Here is a 12,367-nt window from a genome sequence, read left to right as displayed (position 1 = left end):
TGCCCGACTTCCATGGAAGTCGGGCAACTCGGTGTGCTGGGCGCGGGGAGCGCCGCGCGGCTCAGCCTGCGGCGACCTGCGAGGGCGTCGCCCCGGCGATGCTGCCCGTGAGCGGTTCCCCGCTCGAGCGGTTCGCGAAGCAGTAGAAGGTGCGCTCGCCGGCGTCCCACTGCTCGGCGAGCGGGTACGAGAAGACGAGCTGCAGATCGCTGAGGCCCGCGATCGCGTTCCCGTCGAGCACGCCGTCGGCCTGGCAGGCGGTGCCCAGCTGCGCCGCGAGCTCGGCGTCGCCCGGGAAGGCCGCCCCGGCCTCGCCGGGCAGCGTGCCGCGGAGCACGAGCTGCGCCGCGTGCGGCGCCGCGCAGTCGACGACCGTGTAGTCCTGGGCCCACGCGTCGGTGAACGGGTCGATGCACTCGCCGCCGAAGAGGGTGTTCCAAGCGTGCACCCCGGCGGGCTGCGCCGCGGTCGGGGCGGGGGCGGGCGTGTCGCTCGGCGCGGCCGACTCGCTCGTCGCCGGACCGGATGCCGCGGGCTGGGCGCCGAACGGGAGCTTCGTGCCGAGCAGGAACAGGCCGCCGAGGACGAGCACGGCCACGAGGCCGCCCGCGATCCAGAGCAGGATGCGCCGGCGTGAACCGCCGCCTGCGCCGCCGGCTCCTGCGCCGGAGCCGGCGCCGGACCCGCCGCGCGACCCGGGACCGGGCGCGTCGGCGCGCTGCGCGCGCGACTCGGACGCGAACCGGCCCGCATCGCCCGCGGGGGTGTGACCGGCGCCCCCGGCGTGGCCCGCTGCGCCGGCCGCGGCCGCGGTTCCGGCGACCGGCAGCAGGGCGGTCGCGGCGGAGGGCTCGGCATCGCCGGGGCGGGGCTCGGCGACCGCGGATGCCTCGGGGCCGAATCCGAACGGGTCGAGCGTGTCGGCCGGGTCGAGCGTATCGGCCGGGTCGGCCGCCGCGGGGGGTGCCGGCTCCGGCTGCTCGTCGGTGAACGCCCCGGCGGCTGGGGTCTCGCCCTCCGCGGCGACCGCCGCGAGCGCGACGGTGCCCAGCGGGCCGTCCTCGGCGCGCGGGTCGGCCGCCTCGGGGTCGGGCACGATGCCCCACACGAAGGCGGCTTCTTCGGGCGCGTCCGCCTCGTCGTCGTCGAGGTCGTCGGGCTCACGCTGCGCGGCCGCCGCATCGAACTCGGAACCCGCTCCTGCGCCGAAGCCCAGGCCCAGCGGATCGCGCTCCGCGTCGATGGTCGGCTCGGGCTCGGTCGGCGCCTCGATGTCCGGCGTCTGCGCGGTCTCCGAGGGGGTGGCTGCGGCGCCCACCGCGGCGCCGGAGGCGACGCCGGCGAGCAGGTCGTCGACCGGCGCTTCGGCGGCGGGCTCGACGGGGGCGGGAGCCCCCGAGGCGAAGGCGGGGAACGGGGTCCGTGCCGCGGGCACCGCAGCGGCGGCGGCGTCCGGGACGGGCGCGTCCGTCGCGTGCGCGTCCGCGACGTGCGCATCCGGCGACAGGGTCGGAGCTTCGCCCGTGTCGCCCTCCTGCAGGGCGGACCAGAGCGCGGCGTCGAAATCGGTCGTCGCGGCGGCCGAGGCGGAGGCCGCGGCCGCGGAGACCGGCGGCGGGACGAGCGGCTCACCGAACGCCCCGGTCTCGTGCTCGGCGGCGCCCGGCACGGGCGCGCTCGGCTCGTTCGGCACGGCTCCGGCTGCGGCGGCCGGGTCGCCCCAGGTGAGGGCGAACGGCGCCGTCGGGGTCGCCGGCCCCGGCACGACCGGCGTCTGCCGCTCCGCCGGCACGGCGGGCGTCGCGGGCGCCCACGGCTCCGCTCGGGTCTCGCTGCGGGGATGCTCGGGCGCCGGTGCACCAGCAGCGGCGGGAGGCTGCGGTGCGCGCTGCGGCGCGACGGGCGGCTCCACGGCGGTGAGGATGGGATCCGCCGGAGGGACCGCCGGGCCGCGGTCGCGGCGGCGGAGCAGGGGCTCGTCGAGCACGCCCGTGTCGCCGCGTTCACTGCGCGGCTCGTCGCTGATCGGCACGGCGGGCGTGGTCATCGGAGCGGCGGCGCCTTCGGCCTCCGGAGTCTGCGCCGGCTGCGGCGGCTCCGCTTGCTGGGGTGCCTGCGGCGCCTGGGCGGCGAGGGAGAACCAGTCGAGCGACTCCTCACCCGGCGAACCCGCCCGGCGGCGGCCGCTCGGCTCATCCCGGGCGGCCTCGGAGTCGGCGGTCGGTGGCGGCGACGCCGGCATCGACGGGACCGCTCCCGCGCCCCCGTCCGTCTCGGGCTCGGCCGCGCGGCGGCCGCGCGAACGGCTGGTCCACCACGGGGTGCGCGGCGCGGAGGCATCCGAGCCGACCGGCTGAGCCGGCGATCCCGGCGACCCCGGCGAGGGGGTCGCCCCGGCCGCTGCCGGCGTCACCGGGGGCTCGGCGGGTGCACCGAACTCCGGTTCGGCGGCGGGCTCGGACGGCGCGGGGGCCGCCGCACGGCGGCCCTGCCGGCGCGACTCGTCAGCGGCATCCGCGGCATCCGCCTCTCCGTCGCCGAGCTGACCGAGCAGCCAATCCGCGTCGCCGAACTCCTCGCCTCCGGGCTCGCCGCCTCGCTGGACCATCAGGCCAGCCCCAGATCGTCCAGCCCGATGGCGTAGCGGTACGGCACGCCCTCGGCCTCGATCACCTCGCGCGCACCGGTGTTGCGGTCGACGACGACGGCGACGGCGACGACCTCGGCGCCGACCTTGCGCAGCGCCTCGACGGCCTTCAGCGGCGAGCCGCCGGTGGTCGAGGTGTCCTCGAGCACGATGACGCGCTTGCCCTCGAGCTCGGGGCCCTCGATCTGACGGCCGCGGCCGTGGTCCTTCGGCTCCTTGCGCACGACGAACGCGTCGTAGGCGAGCCCGCGGGCGGCACCCTGGTGCAGGATGGCGCTCGCGATCGGGTCGGCGCCCATCGTCATGCCGCCCACGGCGGCCACGTCGGGCACGTCCGCGATGAGGTCGAGCATGACCTGGCCGATGAGCGGTGCGACCCGGTGGTCGAGGCTGACCTTGCGGAGGTCGACGTAGTAGCTCGCCTTCTTGCCGCTGGTCAGGGTGAAGTCGCCGTGGAAGACCGCCTCACGCGAGATGTGGTCGATGAGCTGGCGGCGGGCGTCCGAGTCGTGCTGAGTCACGCGAATACTCTACGGCCCGCCTCCCGGGAAGACCCTCAGCCTCGTCGGCGGAGCGGAGAGCGGAATCGGGATCCGAGGCGGGAGCGGAGGCGGCTCCAGACGCTGCCGGCTCCTCCCGTGACCGCCGCGATCGGCTTCTCGATGTGGAAGGCGGCGAGCTCCTCCGCCCCGTGGTGCACCGCCCGGTAGAGGGCCGTGCCGATCAGCACGCCCAGGGCGATCGACATGATCGAGACGAGGGCGAGGGCGAAGTCGTCGAAGCCCTCGCTCGCGCCCACCGCCTCCGTGAGCGCGACGAGCCCAGCGGCCCCGGGCACGAGCAGCCAGTACGCCGGCAGGAAGGTGAGCTGCGCGGGCGCGCCCTTCGGCAGCGAGGCGATCCACAGCACGACCGGCGTCATCGCGAGCGCCCCGATGAAGCCCGAGACCGTCGCACCGAGCAGCGCGGTGCCGATCAGCTGCCCGAGGTACGCCACCACAAGCGCGAGCAGCACCCAGGCGAACGTCGATCCCGGCGCGGAGAAGTGCAGGTAGTTGCCGATCGCGAAGAGCAGCAGCGCGAGCCAGCCCACCCACCACGGCAGCGACTCCGCGGAGGCGAGCGGCGCGTAGCTCGAGTCCGCGACGCCGACGACGGTGCCCGCGGCCAGGATGCCGAACGCGAGCAGGCCCAACTGCACCATCCCCATCACGAGGCGCGACGCGCCCGCGATCATCTGCCCGGCGGCGAGCTCCATCACGGCGGTCGTGAGCACCCCGCCGGGCAGGAAGGTCGCGAGCGGGGCGATGAGCAGGCGCAACGGATCGCCGAGCGGGAAGTGCGGCGCCAGCAGGAACACCGCGACGCCGCAGACGAACGCCGCGAACACCGGGAACACGAGCTGCAGGGTCGGCGAGGGCACGAGCTTCGCCACGCCGATGAGCGCGCCGAGCACGAACGCGACGAGCGCGCCCTCCCACGTCGGGGTGAGGAGCAGCGCGAGCCCGGCGGTGAGCACGGCGTGGCCGAAGGTGCGGACGAGCCATCCGCGCTTCGGCCGCATCCGGCCGATCTCGTTCAACCGGTCGATGCCGTCGGCCGGGTCGACCGCCGCCTCCTTGGCCTCGCCGAGGAGTCCGTAGAGCGCGGCGATCTGGTCGAAGCGGAAGCTCGCGCTCACCGAGCGGATGGCGACCCGCCCGGCCTCGCCGGTGCCCGTCTCGACGAGGATCACCGTCGGCAGCACGACGAAGTCGATGTCGTCGCGACCGTAGGCGCGGGCGACACGGGTCATGTCCGTGCGGATCTGATCGACCGACTCGGCCGCCGCGTTCATGCCCTCGGCGAGCCCCAGCAGGAAGCGGCCGAGCAGGGGATCGTTCATGCGCTGCGCCGCGCGGTCGGCCGCCCCGCGGTCGGCCGGGGCGCGCTCAGGCGCGGCCCGCTCGGACCCGGCTCGCTCGGACCCGGCTCGCCGGGCCGCGGCCCGCGCGCCGGCGCGGTCCGTCGCGCCGTCCGCCGCCGCGCGCGCCGCCGCCCGGTCGCCCGCCATCAGCCGAGGAGGAAGGAGATCGCCACGCCCACGATGATCGCGCTGAACACGTAGACGAGGTTCGGCAGCTGGAAGGAGTGGTCGAAGACGAACTTGCCCATCTTCGTGGTGCCCGTGCGGTCGAAGGCGACCGTCGCGACCTGGCTGCCGTTGGCCGGCAGCGTGTACATGCCCATCGCGCTCGGCCAGAGTCCGGCGATGAGGTGCGCCGGCAGGCCGATGGTGAGGCCGATCGGCACGATCGCGTTCGTCGCGCTCGACTGGCTCGTCGTCAGCATGGCGACGACGAAGAGCGCCAGCGCGAACAGCAGCGCACCCACGAACGCCGAGGAGCCCGAGACCATCGAGCCGAGCCCGTCGACGATGAGCTGCGTGTTGGCGGCGACGAAGGTGTTCGCGAGCCAGGCGATGCCGAACAGGGCGATGGCGCCGACGATGCCGGCGGGGAAGGTGGACTGCTTCGGCACGTCGGCCGCCTTCACCTTGCAGAAGACGAAGATGAGGGCCGCGATGACGCCCATCGTGACCTCGATGACGGTGGTCACCGAGAGGTGGATCGGGTCGCCCGCGTCGTTCGTGCCGATCACCGGCAGCAGGTTCGAGAAGAGGCCGCAGAAGACGATGACGGCCACGCCGGCGAGGAAGAGGGATGCCGAGAGCACCGCCGTCTTCGGCAGCTTCTGCTCGTGGGCGTCCTCCTGCGGGGCGTCCACCTGGTGGGCGGCGAGCCGCTTCTGGAACTCGGGGTCGTCCTCGAGCTCCTTGCCGTGCTTGAGCATGACGAGCGCGGCGAGGAAGAGGCCCACGATCGAGGCGGGCCACATGATGAGCAGCAGCTTGCCGAGGTCGAAGCCCTGCGGGGCGAGCAGCACCACCATGGAGGCGGTCGCCGCCGAGACCGGGGAGCAGAGGATGCCGACCTGCGAGGCGACCGCGGAGACCGAGAGCGCCCGCTCCGGGCGGATCCTCTGCTGGTAGGAGACGTCGTAGATGACGGGCAGCAGCGGGTAGAAGATGTTGCCCGTGCCGGCGCCGACGGTGAAGAGGAACGACATGGCGGGGGCCAGGAAGACCACCGAGCGCGGTCGTTTCCTGATCGCCTTCGCCGCGACCGAGACCATCCAGTCGATGCCGCCCGCCGCCTGCATCACCGAGGCCGCCGTGATCACCGTGATGACGATGAAGACCGCGTCGACCGGGGCGTTGCCCGGCGCCTCGCCGAAGACGAAGATGAGCACCGCGACGCCGACGAGGCCCCAGACGCCGAGGCCGATGCCGCTCGTGCGCGTGCCCATGAAGATCGCCAGGATGACGACCAGGAGCTCGGCGAGCAGGATCCAGACGTTGTCGTTCATGCGCTCGGCCCCTTCACGATCGGCCCGGTGCCCTCGAGCACCCGCACCGCCAGCGGCGTCTCGACGATCTCGCCGTCGACGGCCTCGACGCGGAGGGCGAGCGGCGGGTCGACGGGGCTGATCGCGGTGACGAACTCGGGGGCGCCGCCGCCCGCGCGCTCGAAGTGCAGCGACTGCAGGTTGCCCACGGCGTAGCCGGTCGCGAGCTCGCCCTTCAGCTGCGCGTCGTGGAAGAGCGGCTGGCGCTGGTCCTCCGCGTCGTAGTGCGGGCAGAAGCTGCCGTGCAGGAAGCCGAGCCCCTCGGGCAGCACCTGGAGGGTCGGGCCGTAGCTGTCGGTCGTGCCGCCCTCGAACCAGCAGATGCCGCCGGCGGAGCCGCCCGTGAACACGGTGTTCGACGCGGGGTCGTCCCACATCTCGCGCATGATCTCGTCGAGCCCCTGGCGCCGCCAGACGTCGAGCATGTTCGCGGTGTTGCCACCGCCCACGTGGATCACGTCGAAGCCCTTCACGAAGCCCGCGAGGTCGTCGAGGTCGCGGTGGAAGAGCGTCAGGTGGTGCGGCGCGCACCGGTCGGAGTCGTAGGTCTTGTAGAAGCTCAGCGTGTACGCCTGCTCGTCGCCCGTCGCCGTGCCGACGAAGAGCACCCGCGGGCGCTCCTTGCCGGTGAGCCGCAGGATGTACTCGTGCGTCGGGTCGTTGCGGCGCTCCATCATCGCCTTGCCCGCGCCGGTCGCCACCACGTGCGCCATCGTCCCCCCAGACCTCGATGTACCCGTTGCGGCACACGCTAGCGCTGGAGGCGGCTCCGAGTCGAGCATTTGCTGGCGCGATCGCTCAGCGGGCCGGGGCATCCGGCCGGGGCGTCCGCCTCCGAGGCATCCGTCCGAGCCATCCGCTCGAGCCATCCGCCCGAGGCATCCGCCCGAGCCATCCGCCCGCGGAAACGAGGAGAGCCGCCCCGCGGGGTGTCCCTCCCCCGCGCAGCGGCCCTCGACTCCGGGGCGATGCCCCGCTTCGCGCTACACAGTGCGCGCGAAGGTCTCCTTCGGCAGGCGACGGTAGCCGTCGCGCGAGGCGACGACGACGGAGCCGACGAGGCCGGCGAGCGAGACGCCGCCGAGGAGGAGCAGGATGGCGAACACGGTGGTTCCTTTCACGAAGACCAGTGGATCGTCGAGCGACGGAGGCGCCGTTGCACGTGTTCGACAGTTCAATTGAACCGCGGAAAACCGTTCAGCACAATCTGATGCACCTTCACTGACGATGTAGCATCGCTACATGGATGTGCGACGTCTCGACCTGCTCAGAGAACTCGCCGAACGGGGCAGCGTCACCGCCGTCGCTGAGGCGACCGGTCGCACGCCCTCGGCGGTCTCGCAGCAGCTGAAGGTGCTCGAGCGCGAGGCCGGCGCCCCGCTCACCGAACGCAGCGGCCGCGGCATCGTCCTCACCAGCGCGGGACAGGCGCTGGCGCGGAGCGCGGCGGATGTCGCGATCGCGCTCGCCCGGGCGGACGCCGTCTGGGACGAGTTCCGCAACGACCCGAGCGGCGAGGTGACCCTGCTGACCTTCCCGACCATCGGGGCGACTATGCTGCCCGCCGTGCTGACCGAGCTCCAGCAGGTGCCCGGCCTCGTCGTGCGGGCGACCGATTTCGACCCGGAACTCGCCGAGTTCGCCGAGCTGACGGCCGACTACGACATCGTGCTCGCTCACACCATGCCCGGGGTGCTGCCCTGGGGCGGGCGGGGGCTCCGCGTCGTGCCGCTGCTCACCGAGCCGCTCGACATCGGGCTGCCCGCGACGCACCGGCTCGCCGGCCGCTCGCACCTCACGGCGAGCGACCTCGTCGAGGAGACCTGGCTCGGCGTCCCGCCCGGGTTCCCGTTCGAGCGCATCCTGCACGCCATCGAGCAGCAGGGCGGCCGGCGGGTCGAGATCGCCCAGCGCTTCAGCGACATGCGCATCGTGGAGGCGTTCATCCAGGCCGGCTTCGGCGTCGCATTCGTCCCTCGCTACACCTCGGGCTCCCTCCCGCCCGAGCTCGTGCTGAAGCCGCTGCGCGGCGTGCCATCAGCCCGGCAGATCGTGGCGCTCGTGCGGCCCGACGTCGCCGAGCGGCTGGCGGTGCGCACGGTGCTCGACGTGCTCGTGGCGAAGGCGGCGGAGCTCGGCGCCGGCGGCGCGGGGACCGGGGCGTAGGCGGGGCTTGGGCCGGGGGCGGGCGTGGGCCGGATCCGGAGTTCAGTGTCCGCCCTGTTGCCTTCCGAGCTGCATCTGTGATCGACTCGCCCCATGACTCGCCGCCCCTTCGTACGAGCCGCGCTCGCCGCCCTCGTGCTCGGTTCGCTCGCCGCCTGCTCAGCCTCGCCGACACCGACACCGACACGACCGCCGACGAGCAGTCCGTCGTCGACGCCGAGCCCGAGCGAGGAGGCTCCGACTCCCGCCGCGATCGAGGTCTTCACCGATCGCTTCGACGTAGTGGACGACGAGGGCGCCGTGCTCGCGAGCTTCGACTACTTCCAAGCCACGGACGAGGTCGTCGACGGTCTGACCACCTTGCTCGGCGCGCCGGTCGACACCACCGTCGAGGCGGGGCTCGAGACACCCGCGGCGACCTACCACGATTGGGGCGGGCTCCGGCTCGTCGACACCGTGCCGCCGGCGGACCCGCCCACGACGCCGGAGCACTTCGTCCGCCTCACCTCGGCGGACGCCAACGGTGTCGCGCTCCGAGCCTTCGATGGCAGCGCCGTCGGCGGGCCGATCCTGAACGTCCAGGGCGAGGTGTCCGAGTACACGAACTCCATCGACGGACTCGCGTACCGAGCGGTGCGCACGGGAGTCCTTCCGATCGAGCCCGCATCCGACGGCACCGAACGCAACTTCGCCGTGGCGGTCCTCGGCGAAGTCGACGCGGACACGATCACACTGATCGTCTCTCCATCCGCCAACTTCGGCGTCTGACTCCGCGAGCGCCACTTCCAGTGCGCCTTTCCCCCTGATGGAGCGCCACTTCCAGCACCGTTGGCGAGCGATCGCTGACAGGCTGGGAGCATGACGAATCCGCTCGACGCACTCGAAGCCGACCTGGCGTCGTTTCGTGCTGCGTGGGGCGAAGCGGGCCCCGCGTTCGGCCCCGGCGCCGGGCCGGGCGCCGACACCGCGCCCACGGCGATGAGCGATGCGGGCCTCCTGCGCGTGCTGCAGTCCGCGGCGCGACTGCGACGGGCGAGCGAGGTCGCGCTCTCGCTCGTCGCCGCCGAAGTCGCGGCGCGCTCCGATGCGGGATTCGGGGCCGAGGGCCTCGCCAAGCGGCACGGTCACCGCAACGCGGCCACCCTCGTCGCCGCCACCACGGGCGACGCGGTCGCCGGCGCCGCCAAGCTGCTCCGCGTCGGAGCGGCCACGCGCCCCCGCCAGACGCTCACCGGTCAGCTCCGACCGGCGCGCCACCCCGCGGTGGCCGACGCCCTCGAGCAGGGCGCGCTCTCCGTCGATGCGGCCGACGCCATCTGCACCATGCTCGAGCGCATCGCCCCGCGCACGAGCCTGCGGCGCGCTGAGGCCTACGAGGCCGAGCTCGTCCGCTTCGCGAGCGCCGCGCCGCACGGGCTCGTGCTGCGCGCGGTCAGGCACGCCGAGGCGCGGCTCGATCCCGATGGCGTCGAACCACGCGACGAGGCGATGCATCAGCAGCGCACGCTCTCGATCGTCGAAGAGGCGTCGGGCATGGTCCGCATCACGGCACGGCTCGACCCGGTCACGGCGGCACCGGTCAAGGCGGCGATCGAGGCGATCGTCTCCGAGACGCTGCACCGGCGCCGCGATCGGCAACCGACGCCCGTGGCCGTCCCCGCCTCCGAAGTCGACGCGGCCGACGTGCAGCTCGCCGGCGCCTCCCCGACGGTCGACGACGATAGCCCGGTGCTGGACGGCGCGGTGCCGGATGGCCCGGTGCTCGAAGACCGGCGCACGATCCCGCAGCTCCAGGCCGATGCGCTCAGCGAGCTCGCCCGCCACGTCTTCGGCTGCGAGGCCGCTGCGACGCGTGCGAAGGCGACGGTCGTCGTCCGCCTCGACCTCGACGCGCTGCTGAGCGGCGTCGGCGAGGCGACGATCGACGGCCTCGACCGGCCGATCTCGGCTGCCGCAGCGCGGCGCCTCGCGGTCGACGCGGAGTTCGTTCCCGCGGTGCTCGGCGGCGAGGCGCTGCCGCTCGACCTCGGCCGCTCCCGGCGGCTGTTCTCCCGCGCGCAGCGGCTCGCCCTCGGCGAGCGCGACGGCGGATGCGCCTCCTGCGGGCGCAACATCGCCTACGTCGAGGCGCATCACATCGACTGGTGGCACCGGCATCGAGGGCCCAGCGACCTCGACAACGGGGTGCTCCTCTGCAGCCATTGCCACCATCAAGTGCATCGCGAGGGCTGGCGCATCAGAGCCGACCGGCGTGAGGTCTGGTTCGTGCCGCCGCCGCACCTCGATCCGGAGCAGCGACCGAGGCTCGGCGGGAGGGCCCGCTTCAAGCTGCGCACCGACCGGCAGCTCGCCGCATCGCGCGAGATGACGGATGGCTCGCCGGCACCGGGCGCGTTGCGCCTGCCCGCGGCGTAGCGCACCCGGCCCTGGCCGCTGCACCGCCCGGAACCCAGGCGCGGGCCCCGTCTCCGGCCCCGTCTCCGGCCCCGTCTCCGGCTCCGACTCCGGCTCCGACTCCGACTCCGACCGTTCTCACCCCGGGCCGGACCCCGACGCCCCACCCCGGCCACGGCCCCGATTCCCCTCACCCCGGCGCCATCCGCACGCTCCCAGCTCAGCCCGCCGATCCGCTGCGCAGGTCACCGAGCTCCGCCACGAGCTTCGTGATCCGAGCCGCCCGCCCCTCGGCGGTGCGCGCCTTCAGCAGCGGCAGCACCAGGGCGTACTGCCGCGTCTTGCCGAGCGCCTCGAATCGACGCCCGGCGAGCGGCGCCGCGGCGAGCGCCGCCGCGAGGTCCTCGGGCACGGTCGCGTCACGCTGACGGACGTACGCGGCATCCCACCGGCCATCGGCCCGCGCCGAGGCGAGCTGCGCGAGTCCGCCCGGACGCATGCGCCCCGCCGCCTCGAGCGCCTCCGCCCGCTCGACGTTGATCGCCGACCACGGGCTGCCGGCCCGCCGCGGCGAGTAGCGCTGCGCGAACGAGGCGTCGTCGTTGCCCCGGCGGATGCTGTCGATCCAGCCGAAGCAGAGCGCGACGTCGAGTGCGTCGGAGATCGCCAACCCGGCCCGGCCCCGCTTCGCGATGCGCAGCCACGCCTCCCCTGCGTCACCGTTCCGCTCGAGCCACGCCTCCCACTCGGCAGCCTCGTCGAAGTGCAGCAGCTCGGGTCGGGCCGCGGAGGCGCCGGCCGCCCTTCCGCTGCTCATGCGGCGCCCCCGCCGACCATGTCGAGGAAGTGCCGGTTGAACATGATGCCGAGCACGTTCCCGAACGGGTCGACGACCGACGCCGTCACGAAGCCCGGCCCGCGTTCGATGACCGGCTGATGCGGCGCCGCGCCGAGCTCGAGCAGCCGGGCGAGCACCGCCTCCACGTCGTCCACGTGCCAGTACGTGATCGGCTGGGCGGCCGCGGCGCTGCCGTCCCCCGTGACTGCGGCGCCCTCCCCCGCGCTCGGAGCGAAGCGACGGTCGACGATGCCGAGCTCGTGCTGGAGCTCGCCCAGACGGAACTCGACGTACATCGGGGGCGCCGGCTGCGGCGGGTTGAAGAAGTACGGCTCGACGCCGAGGAACTCCGTGTACCAGCGCTGGGCGGCGGCGACGTCGTCGGCGTAGACGTTGACGGTGCTGAGCCCGCGCAGCGGCGCGGCGGTGGTCGGACGGACGGATGCGGACTGCTCGTTGATGCTCATAGCAGCACGCTAAATGCCATTGCGGAACCTTTCTTTCCGCAATTCCTGACAGACTGGAGAAATGCTCGAAAGCTCGGTCCGGATGCTCCGCCTGCTCGCCCTGCTGCAGAGCCGCCGCGAGTGGGCCGGCGCCGAGCTGGCCGACCGCCTCGACGTCACCACGCGCACGATCCGCAACGACATCGAACGGCTGCGCATCCTCGGCTACCGGGTCGACTCCTCGCCCGGTGTCGCCGGCGGCTACCGGCTCGCAGCCGGCAGCGCACTGCCCCCGCTGCTCCTCGACGACGAGGAGGCGGTCGCCGTCGCCGTCGGGCTCCGCGCCGCCGCCGCGGGCTCCGTCACCGGCATCGAAGAGGCCTCGCTGCGGGCCCTCACCAAGCTGGAGCAGACCCTGCCGCCGCGGCT

The 12,367-nt window shown here is 73.9% G+C and carries 12 protein-coding genes; 4 read left to right on the top strand and 8 right to left on the bottom strand.

Annotation, left to right across the window (positions count from 1 at the left end):
- Positions 1 to 61: 61 nt before the first annotated feature.
- The 6 genes from IEY71_RS05785 to IEY71_RS05760 all read right to left on the bottom strand — a co-directional run bounded on the left by IEY71_RS05785 (position 62) and on the right by IEY71_RS05760 (position 7,215).
- Positions 62 to 2,608: a septum formation family protein gene (locus IEY71_RS05785; RefSeq protein WP_189084307.1), complete on the bottom strand. Its 2,547-nt coding sequence runs from the start codon at positions 2,606 to 2,608 to the stop codon at positions 62 to 64.
- Positions 2,608 to 3,168 carry an orotate phosphoribosyltransferase gene (pyrE, locus tag IEY71_RS05780; RefSeq protein WP_189084306.1) on the bottom strand — a complete coding sequence of 187 codons (561 nt, stop codon included), beginning with the start codon at positions 3,166 to 3,168 and terminating at the stop codon, positions 2,608 to 2,610. The genes IEY71_RS05785 and pyrE overlap by 1 nt, the downstream gene beginning before the upstream one ends.
- A gap of 35 nt (positions 3,169 to 3,203) precedes the next feature.
- Entirely contained in the window at positions 3,204 to 4,532 is a 1,329-nt protein-coding gene (locus IEY71_RS05775) for a threonine/serine exporter family protein (protein WP_189084305.1), read from the bottom strand.
- 167 nt (positions 4,533 to 4,699) lie between these two features.
- A complete protein-coding gene (locus IEY71_RS05770; protein ID WP_189084304.1) occupies positions 4,700 to 6,055 on the bottom strand; it encodes an anaerobic C4-dicarboxylate transporter family protein in 1,356 nt (451 codons plus the stop codon).
- A complete protein-coding gene (locus IEY71_RS05765) occupies positions 6,052 to 6,807 on the bottom strand; it encodes a Type 1 glutamine amidotransferase-like domain-containing protein (protein WP_189084303.1) in 756 nt (251 codons plus the stop codon). Before IEY71_RS05765 ends, IEY71_RS05770 begins: the two co-directional genes overlap by 4 nt.
- A 270-nt stretch (positions 6,808 to 7,077) precedes the next feature.
- Complete coding sequence (locus IEY71_RS05760; RefSeq protein ID WP_189084302.1) at positions 7,078 to 7,215, bottom strand: hypothetical protein; 138 nt, start codon at positions 7,213 to 7,215, stop codon at positions 7,078 to 7,080.
- A gap of 121 nt (positions 7,216 to 7,336) precedes the next feature.
- On the opposite strand from IEY71_RS05760, the gene IEY71_RS05755 reads away from it, so the two are divergent.
- From IEY71_RS05755 to IEY71_RS05745, 3 genes are all read left to right on the top strand, one after another.
- Positions 7,337 to 8,260, top strand: coding sequence for a LysR family transcriptional regulator (locus tag IEY71_RS05755; protein ID WP_189084301.1), 924 nt, complete (start codon positions 7,337 to 7,339; stop codon positions 8,258 to 8,260).
- A 93-nt stretch (positions 8,261 to 8,353) separates the two neighbouring features.
- Entirely contained in the window at positions 8,354 to 9,028 is a 675-nt protein-coding gene (locus IEY71_RS05750; RefSeq protein ID WP_189084300.1) for a hypothetical protein, read from the top strand.
- Between the two features lie 90 nt (positions 9,029 to 9,118).
- Positions 9,119 to 10,675: an HNH endonuclease signature motif containing protein gene (locus IEY71_RS05745; protein ID WP_189084299.1), complete on the top strand. Its 1,557-nt coding sequence runs from the start codon at positions 9,119 to 9,121 to the stop codon at positions 10,673 to 10,675.
- A gap of 199 nt (positions 10,676 to 10,874) precedes the next feature.
- Here the strand turns inward: IEY71_RS05745 and IEY71_RS05740 are convergent, their stop codons facing one another.
- Positions 10,875 to 11,471, bottom strand: coding sequence for a YdeI/OmpD-associated family protein (locus tag IEY71_RS05740; protein ID WP_189084298.1), 597 nt, complete (start codon positions 11,469 to 11,471; stop codon positions 10,875 to 10,877).
- Positions 11,468 to 11,959 carry a VOC family protein gene (locus tag IEY71_RS05735; RefSeq protein ID WP_189084297.1) on the bottom strand — a complete coding sequence of 164 codons (492 nt, stop codon included), beginning with the start codon at positions 11,957 to 11,959 and terminating at the stop codon, positions 11,468 to 11,470. Before IEY71_RS05735 ends, IEY71_RS05740 begins: the two co-directional genes overlap by 4 nt.
- A gap of 61 nt (positions 11,960 to 12,020) precedes the next feature.
- Between IEY71_RS05735 and IEY71_RS05730 the strand changes: the two genes are divergently transcribed.
- Positions 12,021 to 12,367: helix-turn-helix transcriptional regulator (locus IEY71_RS05730; RefSeq protein ID WP_189085087.1), on the top strand; the 347-nt coding region annotated here is incomplete at its 3' end.

Origin of the sequence: Agromyces mediolanus (assembly GCF_014648575.1) — a bacterium.
GTDB lineage: Bacteria > Actinomycetota > Actinomycetes > Actinomycetales > Microbacteriaceae > Agromyces > Agromyces mediolanus.
Note: the sequence above shows the minus strand (reverse complement) of the source record. Positions and strands in the feature narration are given on the sequence as shown.